General features: G+C 68.1%; 22 protein-coding genes. 9 read left to right on the top strand and 13 right to left on the bottom strand.

What is annotated here, in order from left to right:
* Window positions 1–26 precede the first annotated feature (26 nt).
* Window positions 27–605, top strand: a complete 579-nt coding sequence (locus QM732_RS23480) for a cob(I)yrinic acid a,c-diamide adenosyltransferase (protein WP_415658503.1) — start codon at window positions 27–29, stop codon at window positions 603–605.
* Window positions 602–1,243, top strand: coding sequence for a hypothetical protein (locus tag QM732_RS23475; protein ID WP_415658502.1), 642 nt, complete (start codon window positions 602–604; stop codon window positions 1,241–1,243). The genes QM732_RS23480 and QM732_RS23475 overlap by 4 nt, the downstream gene beginning before the upstream one ends.
* Window positions 1,244–1,249: 6 nt before the next feature.
* Here the strand turns inward: QM732_RS23475 and QM732_RS23470 are convergent, their stop codons facing one another.
* The 4 genes from QM732_RS23470 to QM732_RS23455 form a co-directional block, all read right to left on the bottom strand.
* Window positions 1,250–1,549, bottom strand: coding sequence for a hypothetical protein (locus QM732_RS23470; protein ID WP_415658501.1), 300 nt, complete (start codon window positions 1,547–1,549; stop codon window positions 1,250–1,252).
* Between the two features lie 25 nt (window positions 1,550–1,574).
* On the bottom strand, window positions 1,575–1,961 hold the full coding sequence (locus tag QM732_RS23465) for a phage holin family protein (protein WP_415658500.1): 387 nt from the start codon (window positions 1,959–1,961) through the stop codon (window positions 1,575–1,577).
* A 7-nt stretch (window positions 1,962–1,968) separates the two neighbouring features.
* Complete coding sequence (locus QM732_RS23460; protein WP_415658499.1) at window positions 1,969–2,277, bottom strand: DUF883 family protein; 309 nt, start codon at window positions 2,275–2,277, stop codon at window positions 1,969–1,971.
* A 102-nt stretch (window positions 2,278–2,379) separates the two neighbouring features.
* Complete coding sequence (locus QM732_RS23455) at window positions 2,380–3,348, bottom strand: helix-turn-helix transcriptional regulator (protein ID WP_415658498.1); 969 nt, start codon at window positions 3,346–3,348, stop codon at window positions 2,380–2,382.
* Window positions 3,349–3,475: 127 nt separating this feature from the next.
* Between QM732_RS23455 and QM732_RS23450 the strand changes: the two genes are divergently transcribed.
* The gene (locus QM732_RS23450; protein WP_415658497.1) at window positions 3,476–4,522 is read left to right on the top strand and encodes a hypothetical protein; all 1,047 of its coding nucleotides are present in this window, start codon (window positions 3,476–3,478) and stop codon (window positions 4,520–4,522) included.
* A gap of 60 nt (window positions 4,523–4,582) precedes the next feature.
* Here QM732_RS23450 and QM732_RS23445 read toward each other — a convergent pair whose 3' ends face one another.
* From QM732_RS23445 to QM732_RS23435, 3 genes are read right to left on the bottom strand one after another with little or no spacing between them, the layout of a single operon-like run.
* Complete coding sequence (locus tag QM732_RS23445; RefSeq protein WP_415658496.1) at window positions 4,583–5,101, bottom strand: GNAT family N-acetyltransferase; 519 nt, start codon at window positions 5,099–5,101, stop codon at window positions 4,583–4,585.
* A gap of 45 nt (window positions 5,102–5,146) precedes the next feature.
* Complete coding sequence (locus QM732_RS23440; RefSeq protein ID WP_415658495.1) at window positions 5,147–5,842, bottom strand: PolC-type DNA polymerase III; 696 nt, start codon at window positions 5,840–5,842, stop codon at window positions 5,147–5,149.
* A gap of 2 nt (window positions 5,843–5,844) precedes the next feature.
* On the bottom strand, window positions 5,845–6,156 hold the full coding sequence (locus tag QM732_RS23435) for a nucleotide pyrophosphohydrolase (protein WP_415658494.1): 312 nt from the start codon (window positions 6,154–6,156) through the stop codon (window positions 5,845–5,847).
* A 415-nt stretch (window positions 6,157–6,571) separates the two neighbouring features.
* Between QM732_RS23435 and QM732_RS23430 the strand changes: the two genes are divergently transcribed.
* The 4 genes from QM732_RS23430 (at window position 6,572) to QM732_RS23415 (ending at window position 12,694) form a co-directional block, all read left to right on the top strand.
* Window positions 6,572–7,738, top strand: a complete 1,167-nt coding sequence (locus QM732_RS23430) for an SGNH/GDSL hydrolase family protein (protein ID WP_415658493.1) — start codon at window positions 6,572–6,574, stop codon at window positions 7,736–7,738.
* A gap of 29 nt (window positions 7,739–7,767) precedes the next feature.
* A complete protein-coding gene (locus QM732_RS23425) occupies window positions 7,768–8,445 on the top strand; it encodes an OmpW/AlkL family protein (protein ID WP_415658492.1) in 678 nt (225 codons plus the stop codon).
* A 452-nt stretch (window positions 8,446–8,897) separates the two neighbouring features.
* Window positions 8,898–10,289: a group II intron reverse transcriptase/maturase gene (gene ltrA, locus QM732_RS23420; RefSeq protein WP_415659321.1), complete on the top strand. Its 1,392-nt coding sequence runs from the start codon at window positions 8,898–8,900 to the stop codon at window positions 10,287–10,289.
* Between the two features lie 323 nt (window positions 10,290–10,612).
* On the top strand, window positions 10,613–12,694 hold the full coding sequence (locus tag QM732_RS23415) for a hypothetical protein (protein WP_415658491.1): 2,082 nt from the start codon (window positions 10,613–10,615) through the stop codon (window positions 12,692–12,694).
* A gap of 21 nt (window positions 12,695–12,715) precedes the next feature.
* Here QM732_RS23415 and queE read toward each other — a convergent pair whose 3' ends face one another.
* Both queE and QM732_RS23405 read right to left on the bottom strand, forming a co-directional pair.
* Window positions 12,716–13,372: a 7-carboxy-7-deazaguanine synthase gene (queE, locus tag QM732_RS23410; protein WP_415658490.1), complete on the bottom strand. Its 657-nt coding sequence runs from the start codon at window positions 13,370–13,372 to the stop codon at window positions 12,716–12,718.
* On the bottom strand, window positions 13,369–14,475 hold the full coding sequence (locus QM732_RS23405; RefSeq protein ID WP_415658489.1) for a 6-carboxytetrahydropterin synthase: 1,107 nt from the start codon (window positions 14,473–14,475) through the stop codon (window positions 13,369–13,371). Before QM732_RS23405 ends, queE begins: the two co-directional genes overlap by 4 nt.
* Before the next feature lie 72 nt (window positions 14,476–14,547).
* Between QM732_RS23405 and QM732_RS23400 the strand changes: the two genes are divergently transcribed.
* Window positions 14,548–15,912, top strand: a complete 1,365-nt coding sequence (locus QM732_RS23400) for an MFS transporter (protein ID WP_415658488.1) — start codon at window positions 14,548–14,550, stop codon at window positions 15,910–15,912.
* Here the strand turns inward: QM732_RS23400 and QM732_RS23395 are convergent.
* Window positions 15,909–16,481, bottom strand: coding sequence for a GAF domain-containing protein (locus tag QM732_RS23395; RefSeq protein ID WP_415658487.1), 573 nt, complete (start codon window positions 16,479–16,481; stop codon window positions 15,909–15,911). The genes QM732_RS23400 and QM732_RS23395 overlap by 4 nt on opposite strands.
* 232 nt (window positions 16,482–16,713) lie before the next feature.
* Between QM732_RS23395 and QM732_RS23390 the strand changes: the two genes are divergently transcribed.
* The gene (locus tag QM732_RS23390; protein ID WP_415658486.1) at window positions 16,714–17,736 is read left to right on the top strand and encodes a hypothetical protein; all 1,023 of its coding nucleotides are present in this window, start codon (window positions 16,714–16,716) and stop codon (window positions 17,734–17,736) included.
* Window positions 17,737–17,758: 22 nt separating this feature from the next.
* On the opposite strand, the gene QM732_RS23385 is transcribed toward QM732_RS23390, so the two are convergent.
* From QM732_RS23385 to QM732_RS23375, 3 genes are all read right to left on the bottom strand, one after another.
* Entirely contained in the window at window positions 17,759–18,472 is a 714-nt protein-coding gene (locus tag QM732_RS23385) for a response regulator (protein ID WP_415658485.1), read from the bottom strand.
* 100 nt (window positions 18,473–18,572) lie between these two features.
* A complete protein-coding gene (locus QM732_RS23380; protein WP_415658484.1) occupies window positions 18,573–19,811 on the bottom strand; it encodes a sensor histidine kinase in 1,239 nt (412 codons plus the stop codon).
* Window positions 19,801–21,117 carry a sigma-54-dependent transcriptional regulator gene (locus QM732_RS23375; protein WP_415658483.1) on the bottom strand — a complete coding sequence of 439 codons (1,317 nt, stop codon included), beginning with the start codon at window positions 21,115–21,117 and terminating at the stop codon, window positions 19,801–19,803. Before QM732_RS23375 ends, QM732_RS23380 begins: the two co-directional genes overlap by 11 nt.
* Window positions 21,118–21,167: the final 50 nt, after the last annotated feature.

Genomic DNA, 21,167 nt, shown 5'->3' with positions numbered 1-21,167 from the left:
GCGGCTTTGCATCCGCCAGGACAACCATGGGCAACCGACTCTCCCAGATCGCCACCCGCACAGGCGACGACGGCACCACCGGCCTCAGCGACGGCAGCCGCGTCCCCAAGGACCACCTGCGCGTGCAGGCCATGGGCGATGTCGATGAGCTGAACTCCAACCTCGGCCTGCTACTGGCCGAGCCCCTGCCCGACGATGTACGTGAGCTGCTGATCACGATCCAGCACGAGCTATTCAACCTTGGCGGCGAGCTCTCGTGGCCCGGGGGCGAGCTGCTGAAGGAAGCCGCCGTGTTGCGCCTGGACGATGCACTGGAGCACTACAACGAACACCTGCCTCGGCTCAAGGAGTTCATCCTGCCGGCGGGCACCCGCAGCGCAGCGATCGCCCATGTCTGCCGCACCGTCGCCCGCCGTGCCGAGCGCGCCGTCATCAAGGTGGCCGCGACGGAGACCGTGCGCGCCGCACCCCGCCAGTACCTGAACCGGCTGTCCGACCTGCTCTTCGTACTGGCCCGCGTGCTGAACCGCGCCAACCTCGACGGCCTGGGTGGCGACGACGTCTACTGGCAAAGTGAGCGCATGAAGCGGCTGGACGCGGAATGAAGCGCTGGCTTGGCGTAGTCCTGATTGCCGCCCACGGCGCCGCCCATGCCGCCACCTTCTTCGAGCCCTGTGAGTCGGCGCTGCAGACGCTGCCCTTCAAGGCATTGCAAGCCTTCTACGCCGGCAAGCCCGGACTTGCCCGGCCGCAATCCTGTTTCCGGCTCAACGACCGGGCGTTCCTTGTCACGCTGCCCGATCTAGCCCGCCGCGTGGCAGGTCTGTACGCTTTCGACGCAGGCACTGGCAGCTATGGCCTGGCCAACGCCCGGTCCAGCCCGAACCTACGCGTGCGGTTCGAGTTCGATGGCCCGAACCACAAGCACTTCGCGCTGCTGGAGTCCTCGGATATGCATCGTGGCGACCATGCCAGCAGCTACGAGGTACTGTTCCTCACGCCCAAGTCCGACGGCCAGGTCTTTGCGCGGCAACTTCTCGTCGAGACGCATGCAGGAGGCGACGGCCCATGCCCGCCGGAGGCGACAACTGCGTCCTCACTCGAAGGCCTGCGTGCCGAAAGCGAGAACACCGGCGCCGTGCAGCTGGTCTTCGACATCACGACCACACGTTGCACGGATGGCCAAGCGGGTCGTGTGCAAAAGCGCTTCGGCTGGAATGGTCAGCGCTTCGTGGCGCTCTGAACCGGCTCAGCGACGCCGCCAGATCCGCCAGGCCAGCCAGGCCCAACGCAACCCGCGCCAGAGCTGGCCACGCCGCTTCTGCCCCGCTCCCGCGAAGAAGGCTGCGCCCGTGCCTGCAGCGGCCGCCACCCAGGGGTTGGACAGCAGGCTGCGCCAAGCCCTCACCCGGTTCACCCAGCCGTCGGCACGCTGGCCGAGGTCGTCTACCGCCAGCGCTGCCTGACCACGCATCACTTCCGATGCCAGCAGCAGATTGGCCTTGCGCTCGGCGCGTTCGACCGGGTCCGCTGGGATGCGGGGGATCACAGACTCACCTTTCCTTGCGCGACCCTCATGGCCCCGTTCGACGCCGCAATGCTTCGGCATCCGAGCGCAGTTCGCCGATGCTGGCCTGGAACAGGCTCGCGGGCTGTGCGATCAAGGCTCGGACCTTGAGCACCGCGAAAACAGCAGCGGCCACGAGGACCAGCGTGCCACAGCCCAGGGCCAGCAGCGGATGGCTGTCCCACAGCGCCACTGTGACGAGCACCAGCAACATCAGCAGGCCGAAGCCCGCCAGCAAAGCGGCCAGCACGGCCCACAGCAGCAGGCCCGCAATGCGCTCCTTCTCCTCCTGGGCCTCGATGGCGAACAACTCGAGCCGGATGCGGCCGAGCGTCAGCAAAGAAGCCCCGAGCCGCCGCAGCGGCGCGGAGACGGGTTCCTTGTCGTCGCTCAAGCGAGGCTCAACGGCGGCCGATCAGCACACCCAGGGCCAAGCCCACGGCTGCCGCGACGCCAATGGCCTGCCAGGGCTTGGCATGCACGTAATCGTCGGTGGCGGTGGCAGCATCCTTGGCGCGCTGCACGGCCTCGTGCTGCACGTCGAGGAACTTCTCCTTGGCACCCGACAAGCGGTCCTGGATGCGGGCGCGCAAGGCCTTGACCTCGCCGTCCGCCTTGTTCGTCGTGGCCGTCATCAGCGCGTCGATGTCGTCCATCACCGCACGGAAATCAGAGGCCAACTTTTCTTTCGCCTGGGTTGCGTCACTCATTGCGGCTCCTCGGTCGGGGGGTCAAACACGGACCAAGCCTAACCCGATTGAGCGCTGCCGATATGACGCATCGCAAATGAATGGAGCTTGTCCTACATGGCCCTACAGCACCGCGACGGCCTGCCGCAGCCGCTGCGCATGGGCCTCGCGCAGGGCTGCGGGCGCCACGACCTCCACCTGGCCGGCATGGCGCAGCAGGTCCATCAACAGCTCGGTATCGTCCACATAGGGCAGGCGCAGCCGCCAGCGGCCATCAGGCAGAAATTCGCTTTGCTGGGCCGGATGCCATTCCTCGCGCGACACCCAGGCCGCCGCATCGGCGCTGAACAGCAGCTCGGCCTCGCGAGGCGTGCCGCCGGCGAAGATGCCATAGCCCTGGTCCAGCTCCGCCTCCAGTTCGGCCAGCGGCACGGCCTTGGCTTCTGCATCCAGGAGCACGGCGCTCTCGATGCCGTCCATCGCGAAGCGGCGATAGGCGTCGCTGGCATGGCACCAAGCGTCCAGGTACCAGGCATGGCGGTGGTGTACCAGACGCTGCGGCGATACCTCGCGCTCGCTGCTGGTGCCATCACGCTTCTTGCGATAGCGGATGGCCAGGCGTCTGCGCTTGACGACGGCGCTGCCCACGGTCTCGAAGCTGTCGCTGGCCATGCGCCGCCGCGCCGTGCCGATGAGCCTGACGCGGCGCCGCAGCTCGTCGGCCTCGGCTGCATCCACGCCAAGCATGCCGGTGATCTTGTCGAACATGGGCTGCAGGTGGCGACCGACGACGCCTTGCTCATCCAGGCCAGCCAGCATCTGCTGCATGGTCAGCAGCGCATGCAGCTCGGCCTCGTTGAACCAGACGCCCGGCAGCTCGTGCTTGCCGCCACGCCACTGCTGGCCGAAGCGGTAGCCGTTGTCGGCGGCGTCGTACTCGATGGGCGCATCCAGCCGCTCACGCAGATAGGCCAGGTCGCGCTTGAGCGTGGCCGGCGACACCTCCAGAGCCTCTATCAGCTCGGCGAAGGACACGCAGCCGCGAGAGCGGATCAGGTGCTCGATCTTGTAGAAGCGCTCGGTACGGTCCATGCGGCCTGGTCCTGAAAATATTCACAGTGGTTTTCCAGGTGGATCATCTCATGAGCCAGCTGGCTCACAAACTGCTCTCCAAGGCCCGCGAAATTCATCGGCGAGCCCAACCGACAGGAGCCCGACCATGCAAGCCGTCCTCAACACCCGGATCCAACCTGCCCACCCCGCTCTCGCACAGTTCGCGCTGGACATGGGCGACGCCCCTTCCACCACCAGCGCCCATGAGCGCGTAGGCCTGGCTCTGGGCCGCGACTACGCACTGCATGGCCTGACGCCGCCCATTGCCCACCTCTACCCGCAATCGCCGCTGCAACGCGGCTGGATGGCCGCCCGCGGCAAGGCCGTGCGCACGCCGGCCACGCCCCAGGTCGAGCTGTGGCTGTCCCTGCGCACCCATGCCTGGACGCGCGGCCGCAGCTACGAGGACATCCAGCTCACGCCCCATCATCTGGCCCAGCTCGACGTCTCGCACTGCCCGATCACTCGCGAGCTGCTGGCCGACGACAACCGCAGCATCGACCGCGTCCGCGACGACGCCGGCTACGCAGCCGGCAACCTTGTCGTCATGAGCCGACGCGCCAACCGGGCCAAGGGCAGCCGCGGCCAGCAGGCCCTGGAGGACATGGCCGCCAGTTGCGCCGCCGGCCCCATCACGCGCATAGCCGGCCTGCCCGAAGCCGACTGGAAGCGCCTTGCCGTGCTGAGCAGCTTCGTCACGCCGCTCAGCCATGAAGATGCCGCGCAGATCCCGCTGTGCGTGCTGCCGCCCAACCGGCTTCGCCTGTTCAACCCCATCCAGGCCCTGCAGGCCTTCGTGACCCGTCAGCTCGCCACGCCAGGCTGGAGCGCCCGCTTGAGCCGCGTCGAAGCCTTGCTGCCGACAGATCAGCTTCGCACCGACTTCAACCGCTTCCTGCTTGCCCTCGCCCCCCGTGTGCTGGCCGCAGCCGAGCTGCAGGAGCCGCACCAGATACGCTGGGCCCTGGAAGACGCCTGGGCTCTGCCGCTGGTGCAGAAGCGTTGGACGCGTTTCGCGCTGCAGCTGACGCCTGAACAGGCCGAAGCTCTCGTCGAGCGCGCCGCGGTCAAGAAGCTCAGCCCTGTGCACGTGCAGCGCCACGATGACGCCACCGACGGCTGGGCCCTGGCTACGAACGGCTACATGGCCTGAGACCGACGCCCGCGAGGAAGAAAGCGCCCCGAGAGGCGCTTTTGCTGTTGCGCGCCGACTTCAGACCAGCGAGCGTTGCAGGCGGATCTCTTCGACACGCGCGCCGCCGACTTCCGTCGTGCGGGCGCTGCCCAGCTCACGCTTGAAACCGGCCAGCTCGAAGAAGCGCAGTGCGCGCTCGTTGCGCAGATAGCACCACAGCGTGGCCTTGGTGCAGCCCTCTTCCTGCAAGCCGTCGCGCGTGGCATCCCACAGCGCCAGGCCCACGCCCTTGTCCCAGTGCACCGGGTCGGCGAACAGGGCCCAGACCTCGCCGGTCGTGGCCGGCGTGCCCTTGTCGCGCGAACGGTCGAAGCCCGCAAAGCCCATGATCTTGTTGTCCAGATGGGCGACGATGACCTGGGGCTCGCACAGGTCGATGGCTTCGCGCCAGAAGGCCTGGCGCTTCTGCACCGACATCGCATCCAGCGCGGCAGCGGGCAGCAGGGTCTTGTAGGCATCCTGGCTGGCGGCGACGTGGATCTCGGCGATGGCCTTGGCATCGCGCAGGGTGGCGGGGCGAACCTGGATCACGGACATGGAACTCTTGAGCAATGGCACGGGGGACGAAAGGGCGTGATTGTCCTAGCCCATCGCGCCCGAGTCAGCTCTTGACAGAAATTTTTCCTGCACTCCCGCGGCGCTTCTTCGCGCCTTCACGTGATCAACCACGCCCCGCCGCAGCCAGCGCAACGGCGTGCGCTGCAGATCGGCAAGCAGCGCGTGGTCCACAGGCAGGCCGTCCAGGTCCATTGCGAAACGCCGCCCCACCTCGTCCTGAACCTTCAGTAACAACTCAGCCGTCACGCGCGCATCGGCCATCGCGCGGTGGGCACGGCCCGTGAAATGCAGGTCGTGGAACTGTGTCATCGCGCCCAGACCATGGCTCTTTGCTTCCGGCCAGAGGCGGCGTGACAGCAGCACCGTGCAGGCGAACTCGTGCGCCGGGTCGGGTTCGATGCCGGCACGTGCCATCTCGGCCTGCCAGAAACCCCGGTCGAATGAAGCGTTATGTGCAACGAGCCGGCAGCCTCGCGTGAAGCGGGCCAGTTCGCGCATGACCGTGGCCGAGTCTGGTGCGTCGGCCAGCATCTCGTTCGTGATGCCGGTCAGGGACTGGATGTAGGGCGGCACCCAGCTGCCACTGTTCATCAGACTGGCCCAGGCATCGATGACGGCGCCGCCGCGCACCAGCACGGCCGCAATCTCGGTCGCTCGCCCTCCGCTGGTGGGTCCCAGGCCGGTGGTCTCGAAGTCGACGACGGCGATGGTTTCCATCATCTTCAAGACTTGGGCGGGTGCTTGATGGCATTCATCGCGAGCTTGCGCTCTATGGCGGCTTCCAGGTCCACGCCGCCATGGTCGGCGATCTGAACGAGGTACAGCAGCACATCGGACAGCTCCTCGCCGAGATGGCGGCGCTGGTCGTCACTGAGGTCCAGCGATTGCTCGGGGGTCAGCCACTGGAAGATCTCCAGCAGCTCGGCGGCCTCCACCGTCATGGCCATGGCGAGGTTCTTTGGGGTCTGGTAAGGCTGCCAGTCGCGGTCCGCAGCGAACTGGCGCAGACGATGCTGCAGCGCGGGAATATCCATGCTGGAAGTGTCCAACGTATTCCAAACGGTATTCAAGATTTCAAATTGGTGGTCGTAGTAGAGGGCGCTCCACGCTGTGGACAAGCCGGAAAAGTCCTTGTGTGGCAAGAGTTTGCCTTCCGAACAAGGCTGTGCGCCGCAGCCGGGATGAAACAGCTCGCGATTGGGAACAACTTGTCGCCGGGCTCCAAGCCTGTGGATATCCATGAGGTTGTCCCAGCGCCATCCACAGACTTGCCCAGGCGCGGGTCGCGCGTCAGCCGTGGATCCCGCGCAGGTGGCTGCCAGGCCTCCAGTCTTGTTTCTTTACGTGAGCCACCGGATGAAAGAGGCAGTCTTGCGGGGAGGCCGCGGCTAGAGTTGCCGTCCCAGAATTTCGTGGCGACCGTGCCGTGCTGTCGCCCAGGAGACAACGATGAAGTCCTCCCTCACCCGGATCGCCGCCGCATCGGCGGCGCTGTTGGGCAGCCTGCTGGTGGCGGGTTGCGGCGGTGGCGCAACGGCCGATACGACGCCTGCGGTCAAGATCTCCTCCGTCAAGGTGTTCGGCGATTCCCTGCAGGACAGTGGCACCTTCGGCTACAAGTTCACCGTCCAGAGCAGCGACAACCTGATCTACGCCGAGCGCGTCGCGGCCAACTACGGCCAGACGCTGTGCAACTTCTTCATCTTCACCGGCACCACCTTTGCGGCCAATACGGCCAAGACGGGTTGCACCAATTTCTCCATCGGCGGCGGGCGCATCACCTACACCGGTGCGGGGGGCGCGGCCAATCCGCTGAACATCGGCACACAGATGGCCACCTATGCCGCTGCCGGCAGTTACACGGCCAGCGACCTCGTCATCATCGATGGTGGCGGCAATGATGCGGCCGACCTCGTCGGCGCCTATCTGAACATTCCCAAGGACGCTGCCGCGGCTTATTCGGCCCTGCTCGGTACGCTGCTGACGCCGGCCCAGATCGGTGCCGCGCTGCAGGGCGGTGCCACGGCGGTAGCCCAGATCGGCGCCACCTACATGACGGCGCTGGCCGACAAGTTCGCCGCGCAGATCAAGGCCAGCGTGCTCGACAAGGGCGCCACCCGCATCGTCGTCATGAACATGCCTGACGTGAGCATCACGCCGCGCTTCCAGATGGTGCTGGACGCCATTGCCCAGGCCAGCGGCGGAGGCACGGCCGGGGCGGCGGCGCGCGCGCAGTCGCAGGCGTTGTTCCAGAGCTGGATGACAGCCTTCAATACCCAGCTCGCCGCCAAGTTCGCCGGCAACGACAGCGTCATCGTCGTCGATTTCTACAAGGGTTTCCAGGATGAAGTGGCCACGCCGGCCCAGTTCGGGCTCAGCAACGTAAAGACGCCGGCCTGCCCGATCACGGGCCTGGGCAGCGACGGCCTGCCCGTCTACGACTTCCCGACCTGCACTGCCACGGCCCTGTCCGCCGCGCCGCCGGCCGGCGTTGGGGGCGGTGCCGACTGGTGGAAGAGCTATGCCTTTGCCGACAGCTTCCACCCCACGCCCTACGGCCACCAGCTGACGCAGCAGCTGATCGCCAAGTCCCTGGCTACCAAGGGTTGGCTCTGAGCCTCGGCCCACCCATTCGGAGACGACTCATGAAAACCAAGCTCTTCACTGGCGCCGTTGCCGCCGTGGCCGCCCTTGTCGCCAACAGTGGCGCCTTTGCGCAATCTGCCGGCAGCGTCGTCGTCTACGGTGGCGCCGTGCAGATCAAGCCGCAGGTCGAGAGCGGTGACCTGACCGCGCCCAGCCTGGCCGGCACCAAGGTGGACGTGAAGAAGGCCAGCCAGTTCTCCGGCGGCATCACTTACTACTGGACTGACAACATCAGTATCGACCTGCCCCTCGCGTTGCCGTTCAAGCACGATGTCGTTGGTGCCGGCGCCATCGAAGGCGTGGGCAAGCTCGGTACCGTGAAGTCGCTGCCGATCACGCTGCTGGCGCAGTACCGCTTCGGCGACGCCGGCAGCACGTTCCGGCCCTACGTCGGCGCGGGCCTGAGCTACGGCTACTTCTTCAAGCCGCGGGCCACGACCGCCCTGTCAGGCATCACTGGAGGCACTGTCGGCAACCCGACGACGCTGTCCATGAAGAGCCGCCTGGGCACGACGCTGGAACTCGGCGGTGCGGTCAACCTCACCAAGGACTGGTCCGCCAGCCTTTCGGTGACCAAGACCTTCATCAAGACGACGGGCAGCCTGTCCACGGGCCAGACCATCGAGGCGACGCTGGACCCGGTGTCTATCAAATTCGGGATTGGTTATCGATTCTGAAACCAGTCGTCCGGTAGAAATTAAAAGGGAGCCTATGGCTCCCTTTTTTCAGTGCGCCCAGCATGGGCGCACTCCTACGGGTGCAAGTCCCGTCGTAAGTTGATCACGACGAACGAAGCGAAGCGCAACTGCGTGAGGGCGACCGAGCGTGGGAAGGAAGCGTGGAGCGCAAACCGCGAGCCGATGAACAAGAACCGCATAGAAGGCGCTGCCGAGCAGGGCGAGCGGGCTGAAAACCGCGAAGCTCTCGTGATCAAGGCGAGGCGGCGTAGATGCGGCGGTTGTGCGGTGAAGGAGCGCGTGCCTTACCTGGGGACGCCTCGCCTTATGGCTGAAAGGCCGACGGCGCTGCCGGAGCGAGGTCTCAGCAGAGGTCGTAGTAGCTGGGTAGCGGGGCCGCCGAGGCCGCCAGCGAGAGGCGAAGGACCGAACGGGAGTGAGTGACCAAGGACGTGGGAATGCCAAAGGCCATGCGTCAGATGCCGGCAGCGTCCGGGCGGGTAGGCGTAGCGCACGGTGAAGCCGGGCGTGATCCTGCCAGTGACGAAGCCTGCGGCCCGTCCCATGAACACCAGGGCACAGGGTCGGCAAAGCAGACGGTGGGGGCTGGCACCCTGCTGGAAGCGGCGCTGACGAGAGAGAACCTGCAAGCGGCCTGGAAGCGGGTCAAGGCCAACAAGGGCGCAGCGGGCGTGGACGGGCTCGACATTGAGCACACCCAGCGCCTGCTGCAAACGAAGTGGCCGCAGATCCGCCAAGAGCTGCTGGCGGGGCGATACCGGCCATCGCCGGTACGGCGGGTGATGATCCCCAAACCGGACGGCAGCCAGCGCGAGCTGGGCATCCCGACGGTGACGGACCGGTTGATCCAGCAGGCACTGCTGCAAGTGCTGCAACCGCTGATCGACCCCAGCTTCAGCGACCACAGCCACGGGTTCCGCCCGGGCCGGCGAGCGCACGACGCGGTGAAAGCCGCGCGGGCGTATGTCCAGTCCGGCAAGCGCGTGGTGGTGGACGTAGACCTGGCGAAGTTCTTCGACCGGGTGAACCACGACATCCTGATGGACCGGCTCAAGAAACGCATCCCGGATATGGCCGTGCTGCGGCTCATCCGCGCGTACCTGAACGCCGGGATCATGGAGGGCGGGGTCAAGGTGGATCGAGACCAGGGCACGCCGCAAGGCGGGCCACTGAGTCCGCTGCTGGCCAATGTGCTGCTCGACGAGGTGGACAAGGCACTGGAGGCGCGGGGCTACAGCTTCGCGCGCTATGCCGACGACGCCAACGTCTATGTGGGCAGCGTGAAGGCCGGCGAGCGGGTGATGGCGTGGCTCAGGAAGCTGTACGGCAAGCTGAAGCTTCAGATCAACGAAGCCAAGAGCGCGGTCTGCAGCGTCTTCGGACGCAAATTCCTGGGCTACACGCTGTGGGTGGCTAAGGGGCGCGAGGTGAAATGCAAAGTGGCTCACAAGGCCCTGAACAACTTCAAAGCGCGCATCCGGCAACTCACCGGCCGCTCAGGCGGGCGCAGCATGGCGCAGGTGGTGCAAGGGCTGCGGCCCTATCTACTGGGTTGGAAGGCGTACTTCGGGATGGCGCAAACACCAACCGTCTGGCGCGAGCTGGACGAATGGCTACGCCACCGGCTGAGGGCCCTACAGCTTAAGCACTGGAAACGCGGAACGACTATGTATCGGGAACTGCTGGCGCTGGGCGCCCGCGCTGATGTTGCTCACCGTGTAGCGGCCAACAGCCGACGCTGGTGGCGTAACAGCGCAAAGGGACTCAATGCGGTCCTGGACATTGCGTCGTTCGACCGACTTGGCCTGCCCCGACTCTCCTGACCTCAAGCTCTCGAACCGCCTGGTGCGGACCCGCATGCCAGGTGGTGTGGCAGGGGCGCCTCCTCAAGGAGGCCCCCTATGCCGATTGGGTCGCCGGTTCTCCTCGAAAGGTTTTCGCCAGTATCTGGGGCATGGTCCAGTCCCATGCCCATCAAGGCCTTAGGCTGGATCTCCCGATGCACGCACCGACTCGTGCAGTTCCTGCGCTCAATTTAATCTAAACTATATACCTGCTAACGCCACAAATAAACATACTGCAACAAATTGTTGCGAAATTGAAACCAATGCGCAACATGGTATTAATTAGAAATCGAATAACCGCGGTGGGAATCGCCATACTCACTTCCGTAGCAGGCTGCGGCGGGGGCAGCGGCGCGAGCCAAGCTCCCCAGAGCGGTCCCAATGGAGTCGACGACGGCGCTTCGCCAGGTACGGTCGCCGCCGGGACGGGCAGCGTCTACCCCGCTGTTCAGGGCCTGGTTTTCGTCGAGTACGACGCCGACGGCAACGAGCTTCAGCGCTCTACGGCCACGGCCGCCGATGGCAGCTTCAGCTTCGCCGACCCGCTGTCCGGGGCGCGGCTGCAGGCCTTGCGAAGCACGCCCGAGAGTCGAGTGCCTCCGGTGTACTCGACGCAACTTCGGTCGGAGTCGCTGCAGGCCGAGGGCCTGCAGGTCACCGCGCTGACCACCTGGTACGACCAGCTGCGCGAACATGGTGTGGCCGAGAGCGATGCGGCCAGTCGCATCGCGGCGCTGGTTGGCGGAAGCTGCCTGGCACAGTCCGATGCGGCGGAGCGCGAGCAGGCCGGACATGTCTATGCGGACATGATCGTGCCCGAGAAGAACCACGATTGGCTGCTCAGCGCCGCTTCGGCTTACCTTCAGGCCACGCGCGAGATCGGCCTCGGCCCGCTGGGCGACTTCACGGGGTGGGCGAATGTCCTCGGCAAGCACGGTGAGCTGCTGTCCCAGCTGTGCCAGTATTCCGCCACGGTCTCGGGTACCGGCTGGAAGGCAACGCAGCTTGCCAGGCTGCAGGCGGAGATGAACATCCAGGCCGTGGACGCCACCCGCCTTGAATCCGCCATCGTCGGTGCCAGAGCCCAGGGGCTGGCCCTGCTGGGCCGGCGCATGCAGCTCCTCGAGTACCCCGATCAGACGGAGGCCCTGAAGCCACAGGCCGCCGGGGTGGCGGGGCAGGAGTTGTCGCTGAGCTCCGACTTCGTCATGGCCCAGTACAAGCAATCGCCTGCCAGCAAGACACAGGCGCTGGCGACCTCTTCCACGTCCGCCCTGCTGACGGTCACGTCGGCGGGCGAGATCGTCAGCACCCTGCAGGCGACAGCTACGTCGACGGTCGATGCACTGGCATCGCTGCGCCTGTGGAACCATGGCGATGTCGACAGGCAGGTGCGCCTGGCCTTCAACGGCCAGAACATGGCCAACCTGAACGGCGTTCTGGAGGAAATCCTCGCCCTGCCCGTTGCCTACACCGACGAACCGCTGTACCGAAAGGCATGGCGCTACGTCATCGCCCATCGCCAGCGCACCGTGCCGGTCGCTGCCGGCAATTTCCAGTATCAGCCCGACCTGTGGTTGCGCTCCATCGGCTCCAGCTACTGCGAGGCGCAGGCCACCGCGCTGCACTTCATCTGGAAAGCCATGGGTCACGAGGCGCGAGTCATCGGGCTCACGGGTCATGTCGTGCCCGAGATCAAGATTGACGGCCGCTGGCAGGTCTTCGACCCCTACCTTGCGACCTACTACACCGACCGCAGCGGCCAGAAGATCGTTGGCGTCGCTGAACTCGAGCAGGATCCCAGCCTCGTCAGCAACCCGGCGACGCCGCTGCTGCCCCTGTCAGACACGGCCTATTCGCAGCTGGTCGCAGACATCTACCGCAGCACCGACGACAACTTTCTGATGTACTGGGTGATGGACCCTGCGGTGAAGCCCATGGGGAATGAACTGCAGATCCCTTCGGGCGGCTATGCCGAGTTCGAGGCGGGGGCCAGCCTGGCACGACCGTCGACGGAGTCCGGCTATCAGGTCGACATGGCGCAGATGCGGCTGTGGGTGCCTCCGGGCTATGTGGGCACGATCAAGCTACCGCTGGTGCTCGTGGACGTCCAGGGCACAGGCCAGGTGAAGATGCTGGGGCGCAGCCTGAACCCGGCAACGACGGATGTTCGGGCCCTGCTGGACGACTTCCTGCTCCGGGGCATGTCGGATATCGGCGTCACCGAGCTGACCGTTGACACCGCTGGCACCGGCGGGCTGACGCTGACGCTGATGCTCAACCCGCTGTACTTTGGCACTGGCCAGCAACTGACCGTCCGGGCCTTTGGCCAGGATGTGAACGGCCTGATGTTCGAAGGAGCGGCATCCAAGGCGGCGATATGAGCGCAGCGCCGGGAAGGCTCGCTATGGAATTCCCAGCAGCTTGTGCAGCTGCACCGACATCCGCCATTGCGGATGGGCCCGGCAATAGTCCACCGCCGCCTTCGTGTGTTCGCGCTTGAGCACCGAGTCCATGGGCTGCAGGAAGAAGTTCTGGAAGTCCAGATGCGCAAACCGCTCCGGCGGCGCCAGCGGCTGCGGATAGACCAGCTTGAGCTCGTGCCCCGAGGTCAGTACCAGCGGCGCATCGGCCTTGGGGCTGACACAGATCCAGTCCAGCCCGGCTGGCGCCGGCTGGGTGCCGTTGGTCTCGACGGCCACCTCGAAGCCGCGCGCATGCAGCGCGGCGATGAGCGGCGTGTCCAGTTGCAGAAGCGGTTCGCCGCCCGTACAGACGACGTAGGGTCGGCCCCGGTCATCGGAAGCGGCACCCTCGGCGCCACCGGGCCAGGCTTTCGCAACGGCATCGGCCAGTGCGTCGGCGGTCGCGAACTTGCCGCCGCCCTCGCCGTCCGTGCCGACGAAGTCCGTGTCGCAGAACGTGCAGACCGCCGCCGCGCGATCCTGCTCGCGGCCGGTCCAGAGATTGCAGCCGGCAAAGCGGCAGAACACCGCCGCGCGGCCCGCCTGGGCGCCCTCGCCCTGCAGCGTGTAGAAGAGCTCCTTCACCGAGTACGTCATACGGGGATCAACTCCTCGGAATCCGCCCGGCTGACGATGGCACCCGAGCCGCGCGTCTCGTAGAGGTCCACGCGGTCGATCTGCGGCAGCACGTTGCCGCCCTCGCGCAGCACCCAGGCGGCGATCGTGGCTGCATCGCCGTCGGGCAGGTTGGCAATCTCGAACAGCGGGTGGTGGTCCAGTCGCTTGAAGATGGGGTTGAACAGGGTCTTCACGTCCCCGAAGTCCACCGTCCAGCCCATGACCTGGTCCAGCGGCGCAGCCAGGTGCAGCCTCAAGGTGAAGGTGTGGCCGTGGATGCCGGCAAGTGGGTGGCCGGCGGGCGCGTGCCTCATGCGAACGGCGCTGTCCAACGTCATCTCCTTCCAGATGCGGTAGCTCTGGCCGTTGAAGTTGGCGCCGCTGGAGCCGGTTTCGTAGACGGTCACCCAGCTCAGCTCCGGTAGCGCGGGCTTGAGCCTCTGCCACAGCCAGGCCGAGATGTTCTCGCTGGTCGGGTTGGCGAGGCCGTCGATGTCGTTCAGGCAGCGGTAGTTCAGCTCGAAGTGCAGCGGCGCCCAGATCTCGTCGAGGTGGTCGTAGTCGATGGCCAGGTCACGCTCACCGATGTCGGCTCCCATGTTCACATTGGCGTGCAGGATGACCTCGAAGCCATGGCCGTGCATGCGGCCGCACTGATGGCCGGCCGGCACGTTGGGCAACTGGTGCGCGGCCTGGAAGCGGTAGCGCCGCCAGACATGGGCGTGGCCCGCGCCGTCCAGGTCCACGCCGCTGTGCGTGGTGCTTTGCACGCCCACCTGCACGATGCCCGGCACGTCCAGCCGCGAACGCACCCATCGGGCCAGGTTCTCGTCGGTGGGCTCGGGCAGGTGGTCGTTCAGCAGAGCGTGGTCCAGCGGCGCGACGGTACTGGCCATGCGGGACCGCAGCGCCTCCACCTCACCGCCGGGAAAGGCCGACCAGCCCGTCGGCAATGCCGTGCGCACAGTGGCGAAATAGCTGTGGCCGTGCAGGCCATGGCTGCGATGCGAGGCGGGCAGGGCGGGAATGCGGCAGGCCGACTCGAAGCCGGCCGAGGCACAGTGCAACACGGAAAGGGACATGCCCCGATTGTCGCCCGCCCCTTTCCCGGCCTGCTTGACTTGAAGTTGGCTTGAGCTTTTAGGCTTTGCCCCATGAACCTTTCCGATTCCGTCGCCCCCTCCTCTTGTGCCGACAAGCTTTTCGCCCCGGGCCGCCGCGCCGCTTGCCTGGGTGCGGTGGCGCTGATCTCCATGCTCGCCTTCGAATCCATCGCCGTCGCCACCGCGATGCCTGCCGTGGCCGAGGCCTTGCATGGGCTGCCTTATTACGCGCTGGCCTTCGGTGCCACACTGGCGACCTCGGTTCTGGGCATGACTGCCGCCGGCCAGCTCTGCGACAAGCGTGGTCCCTACCGTGCGGCGCTGGCCGGGCTGGCGGCCTTCCTCGCCGGATTGCTGCTGGCCGGCTTCGCGTCGTCTATGCCGGCTCTGGTGCTGGGCCGTGCGCTGCAGGGCCTGGGCAGTGGAGTGCTCGGTGTGACGCTCTATGTCGGCGTCGGCCGTGTCGTGCCACCGCAGCTGCACCCCAAGCTGTTCGCGATGTTCGCGGGCGCCTGGGTCGTGCCGGGCCTCGTCGGCCCGGCGCTGGCATCCTTCCTCGTGCAGTTCCTCGGCTGGCGCTCGGTCTTCCTGGCCGTCGCGGCCGCCGTGCCGGTGGCGGCCGCCATGATGCTGCCGGCCCTCAGACGCGTGGGTTCGGGCACCGGCGAGGTACTGCGCTGGGGGGCCATGCGCTGGGCGCTGCTGGCCAGCGGCGGCGCGCTGACGTTGCACGCGGCCAGCCAGCAAAGCGGCAGCGGTGCGGCGGTGCTGTTCGCGGCGGGGCTGCTGGCGGCTGGAGTCGCCGCCCGGCTGCTGCTGCCCGCCGGCACGCTGAGCGCGGCGCGCGGCCTGCCTACCGTGATCCTGCTGCGCGGCCTCATCGCAGCAACCTTTGCAAGCGCCGAGGCCTTCCTGCCGCTGCTGCTGACCCAGCATTTCGGCTGGAGCCTTACGCAGGCCGGCATGGCGCTCAGCGCCGGCGCGGTGACCTGGAGCCTGGGCAGCGCGCTGCAGGCGCGCGCGCAGCGGCCCGAGACGCGGCGCTTGCTGCTGCCGGGCGGCTTCGCGCTGACGGCGCTGGGCCTGCTGGTCGTCATCGCGCCGCTGTTGTTCGCGCTGCCGTCGTGGCTGGTGTTCGCCGGCTGGAGCACGGTGGGCCTGGGCATAGGCCTGTCGTTCCCCATGCTGTCGGTGCTGCTGCTGCAGTTGTCGCCGCCCGACAGCCAGGGCAGCAACACCTCGTCGCTGCAGCTCAGCGATGCGCTGACCAGCAGCGCCGCGCTGGCATTGGCCGGCCTGCTGTTCAACCCGGCCACGCGTCAGGTCCTGCCCGTGCTGCTGATGTCGCTGGCGCTGGTGGCCGCCGCTGCGCTGATCAGCCCCCGCGCCCAGCCGCGGCTGGGCGCCAATGCCTAGCCTTCCCCGGTGATCTCGGGGAAAGGTGTCGTCGCCATCGGTGCGAAGCTGGCGCGAGGCTCGTGTTCCACCTTGCGCGCCAGCAGCCGTGCGCATTGCCGCAGGCAGGCCAGCGCGCTCTGCTGCAGGTCCGGCTGCGCGGCGGCGCTGAAGCAGCAGACGGTGCCATAGACGCGACCATCCGGCAGCACGACAGGGGTACTCAGGTGGGCGCCGACGGGGATGCCGGTGTCGGGCAGCTCGCCACGCGCCACCAGCACCGCGGCGTCGGGCAGCAGCTCCGGAATGCGTCCCTCGACGATGCGCTGGCAGTAGCTCTGCTCCAGTGGCGCCGAGTCCCCCACATGCAGGTCCATGGCGTCGCCGCCGTCCACGAAGCGGAACACACGTTCGCCGTTGACGAACTCCGACACGAAGACCACGTCCATGCGAAGCTGCTTGCGCAGCATCAGCAGCACGCCCGTGATGCGACGGTCGAGCTGGGGGTCGTAACTGTCGGCGGTGGCTACCAGCAGCTCGGAGATTTGGACGTCCAGCGTCTGCTGGTCGAGTGGGTCCAGGAGGGACATGCGAGCGGCTCCGCAATAGAGGTGTCCGCATCATCGATGTTGCACGTGCCCGCGGTCGAGTAACCGTGAGTCGCGCGGGTGATTTCATGGCCGCCGCCCGCCTTCCGGCCGACGGAGGAGCCATGCCGGAGCCATGGCCCACGCCGCACGCGGTGGCTCCTCGTGGGCGATGCGGCGCGGCGCACGGCGGCCGACGATGCCGGCCATCCATCCCATCCTGCCGGAGCCCCACATGTCCACTGCCCCCACCCCGTCCGCCCCGCGCATCGCACTGCCATTGCTGGCCGCCATCGCCAGCTTCTGGCTGCTGGCGGACGTCACCGAGGCCCAGGCCGTCCAGCAGCGCCGTCTCGTGCTCGACGTCGAGCTGCAGCGCCAAGGCCCCGTGCAGGCCGGCGCCGAGCGTGGCGAGCAGACCCTCAACCAGCGCTGGCAGTTCAGCGCCTTGATGCAGAGCGATGGCGTGCCCATGCCACACAATCCGCTGGACCCCGATGACCACCGCCGCCAGGCCCAGGCCGCCGAGCGCATCACTGCCGCCGCGCCCATGCCCGACTGGCGCGCCATGCAGGCCAGGGCCCAGGCCTTGCAGGCCCGTTGCGGCCAGGACAGTGCCTGCCTGATGCGCGAGGCCTCGGCCCAGAGTGCCGCGGCCATGCCCGGCGTCAACCCTGGCAGCCAGGGCCGCTTGCAGGCCTATGGCCAGGCCGCGGCCGCCTGCGAGCGCCAGCCTGCCGGCAAAGCGCGCGAGGCCTGTCGTGCTGGGGCGCGCCGCCAGGCCGGCGGCGGCTCCGAGGCACCCGACGATGGTGGCACCGCCGCACCCTATCTGCACTTCAACGGCGTAGCCGCCTGCGGCTTGCAGCTCAGCGCCCGGTTGGACGAGCGCGTCCAGGGCCGCTTCAACGACGTGCAAGGCGTCGTGATCTACACCGAGGCCGCCCACGGCCAGGAGACTCGCCGCGACGACACACCCTGCCTCACGTTGCAGGCAGTGCTCGACACGCGCAACGGCCGCGTCTGGACGTTCCTGGCTACCGTGCCACAGGACGTGCAGGGCGTGCGCACCCGCGAAGAAACCAACCGCCGCGCCCAGCGCCACGAGGGCCGCATCGGCCTGCAGTGGCGCGAGGCCCAGGACTGGCTGCAGCAGCGATTGCTGCAGCTCAGCGCCGAGGGCCAGGACCAGGCGCGGCTACCCGCGGGCAGCGGCCAGACGGAGATCAAGCTGAAATGGAGCTTCCGGCCGGCCTGAGCCGGCGATTCCTGGACGGGGCTCAGGCCCCGGCGGGCGGGCGGATGTCCGTCACGCGCCGGCCGCGCCGGTTCGCGGCCGTGCGCAGGTGCACCAGCGACTCCACGCGCTTGAGCAGCTCGCGGTCGTTCCAGGGCTTCTTGAAGATGCCGTAGACGCCCTCGATCTGGCCCACACGCCCGTGCAGCTCGTCATGGCCAGTGATGGCGATGACCGGCAGATCCTCGGTCGTGAGGCTGCCATGGACATCGGCGATGAGCTCGAAGCCGTCCTTGTTTGGCATCTCCAGGTCCGTGATCAGCACGGCGATCTCGGGCTTGTCTTCGAGCTGGGTGAGGGCCTCGTTGCCATCGTTGACCTGCACGACGACGAAGCCAGCGCCCTCCAGCAGCCGCTTGAGCTTGGTGCGCACGACGGCCGAGTCGTCGGCGACCAGCACCGTGGGCGGTCCCTCCGGGATGACGGGCGCGGCGGCCGGCGGCTGCATGGGCGTGGGTGCCGTGACGAACGGGCTGGCCATGGACGGCCCGGCGTTGGGCGACACCGGCAGCGGCGGCAGCGCCACAGGCGCAGTGGCGCGGGGCACGCCAGGCGGGCGGGCCGGCGGCGTGTATTCGCGCGACGGCCGATAGTCGTCACGCTTGAAGGCTGCGATGAGCACGATGATGGCTAGCGGTATCGCGATCAATACCGGCATCAGATAGGCGCCCAGCAACTCCTGCAAATCGTGAAACATCTCCATCCCCGGGGTGTGACAGCGGGCAGCCTAACACCCGCCCGGGGGAGCGCACCACCGAGAAAAGCCGGGCCCTGTGCAGGCGAAGGCGCGCTTCGCGCTAGAAGGTCAGCACGAAGCAGGCTCCGCCGCCGGGCCGCCTGGCATGGCGCACGGTGCCTCCCAGGCCGTGCACCAGCTGGCGAACGACGGCCAGGCCCACGCCGCTGCCGCCCTCGCGCGTCGTGAAGAAGGGCGTGAAGATGTGCCCCTCCAGCCCCGGCGCGACGCCCGGGCCGTTGTCGGCCACCTCCAGCCTTAGCCGTGCTCCACGGCTCAGCCGGGCCTCGATCCGCAGCGCGGGCGCCGGCCGGCCGGTGCAGGCCTGCAGCGCGTTCTGCGTCAGGTTGATCAGCACTTGCTCCAACTGCGCGGCGTCAGTTCGCAAGGCCAGGCTGGCGGGCTCGACGGCGATGTCCACGCGGCCGCCCGCGGCGTCCCAGGCCGGCGCAACGAGGCGCTGCACGGCCTGCAGCAGCGGCAGCAGCGGCGTGTCGGCCAGCGTCGGCGCTGGCGGATGGCTGACGCTGCGGTAGCGCTCGACGAAGCCCTGCAGGTGCGCCGCCCGTCGGGCCAGCGCCGCAAGAGCCGCCTGCAGCTCCTCGAGCTCGCCGGCCTCCAGCAGCGCCGGCGCGCTGGCGGCCAGCGAAGCGATGGGTGTCAGCGAATTCATGATCTCGTGGGTCAGCACCTGCACCAGCTGGCGCCAGGCGACCAGGGCCTCGGTCTCCAGCTCGGATTCGATGGGTGCGAGCGCTGCCAGCCGCCAGGCCTGGCCCCGCACCGTCAGAGCCGATACGGCCAGCACGGCGCGCTCCTGGCCATGCTCGGTAGGCAGGGTGACGACGCGCCGGCCAGGGCTTGCATCCAGCAGCGCAAGCAGCGAGGCGGCCTCGGCGGCGCGGCCCGGCGCGATGAGCCGGCGCGCGGCGGCGTTGAGGGCCAGCGGCTGCGCACCGGGCATGAGCCGCCAAAGCGCGAGTGGCGCGTGTTCTAGGGCTGCGTCCAGATCCGGCCGCGGGGCCGGCGGCGGCTCGGGCGGCAGTGATACGGGGCGGTGGGCCAGGCGCCCCAACGCGGCCCAGCCCAGCGCGGCCGCGACCAGGCCCGCCAGCGCGCAGGCGACAGCTCCGCGTGGCGAGTCCAGCGTCGCGACGACGCCGGCCGAACTGGCCGCCAGCACCAGGGCCGCGAGGGCCGCGCGAGACTTGTCGTGGCCCGCGCCCTGCGTGGCACCGGCCCTTCGACCGGTGTCAGTCAGGCCATCGGGGGGGACCTTCGGCCCGGTCTCAGAGGCCATGCTTTTCCAGCCGACGGTACAGCGCTGCGCGGCTGACGCCCAGCAGCTTGGCCGCCTGGCTGATGTTGCCGTTGGCCTGGGCGAGCGCGGCCTGCACGGTTTCGCGCTCGCGCCGGGCGAGGTCCAGGCCCGGCTCGACGGCTGGCGCCGCAGCGATCTCGGCCAAGCCGAAGTCCGTGAAGGTAAACACCGGGCCGCGGGCCATCAGCGTCGCGCGCTCGCAGGCCTGGCGCAGCTCACGCACGTTGCCAGGCCAGCGGTAGGCGCACAGCCTGTGCAGCGCGCCGGCCTCGATGTCGCGCGCCGGCCTGCTTCGCGCGAAGTGGGCAAGGTAGTGGCGCAGCAGCAGCGCCACGTCGCCTGCGCCGCGCTCTCGCAGTGCCGGCACGCGCAGCACCACGGTGTTGAGGCGGTACAGCAAGTCGGGCCGGAAGCGCCGTGCGTCGAACAACTCGGCCTCGGGCACGTTGGTGGCGGCCAGCACGCGCACGTCCACCTCGACGGGCTTGTCGCTGCCTAGCGGCGTCACCTCGCGCCGCTCCAGCGCGGCCAGGAGCTTGGCCTGGCCGGCAAGCGGCAGGTTGGCGATCTCGTCGAGGAAGAGGGTGCCGCCCGCCGCCGCGACGAAGCGGCCAGGGCGCGACTCGCGCGCATCCGTGAAGCTGCCGCGGCGGTGGCCGAACAGCTCGCTCTCCACCAGGGCCTCGGGCAGTGCACCCATGTCCACGGCCAGCAGCGGACCGTCGACGCGCGCTGATGCGCGATGCAGCGCGCGCGCCACCAGCTCCTTGCCCACGCCGTTCTCGCCCAGGATGAGCACGCTGGCGTCGCTTGCGCCCACCTGGGCGATCTGCGCGCGCAGTGCGTGCATCGAGGCCGACTCGCCCAGCAGCTCGCCCGCCGCCGCCGATCCTTGGATGGGGGCGCGCCGCGCCAGCGCCGCCTGCACGCAAGCCACCAGGCGTTCATTGGGCCAGGGCTTGGTGATGAAGTCCACGGCGCCGGCCTTCAACGCCTGCACGGCCAGTTCGACCTCGGCATAGGCCGTCATGACGATGACAGCCGGCGCCGGCTGCCCCCCCTGGCGCGCGACGACCTCGCGCAGCAGCGCCAGTCCCGCCGCGCCGTCGCTGGCGCCCGGCGTGAAGTTCATGTCCAGCAGCAGCACGTCCGGTGCGATCTCGTCCAGTGCCGCCGTCAGCTCGGCGGGCGAATGACGCACTGCCACGGGCGCCAGCTTGCGCAGGGCCAGGCGCGCGGCCAGGGCCACGTCGGGGTCGTCATCGAGGATCAGCAGGCCGCTCATGGAAGGGCGGGACTCTAAGCGCCGGGCGTGCGCCTGGGCAAGGCAGTGTC

It is taken from the genome of Roseateles sp. (genome assembly GCF_047654805.1).
Taxonomy (GTDB): domain Bacteria; phylum Pseudomonadota; class Gammaproteobacteria; order Burkholderiales; family Burkholderiaceae_C; genus Pelomonas.
Note: the sequence above shows the minus strand (reverse complement) of the source record. Positions and strands in the feature narration are given on the sequence as shown.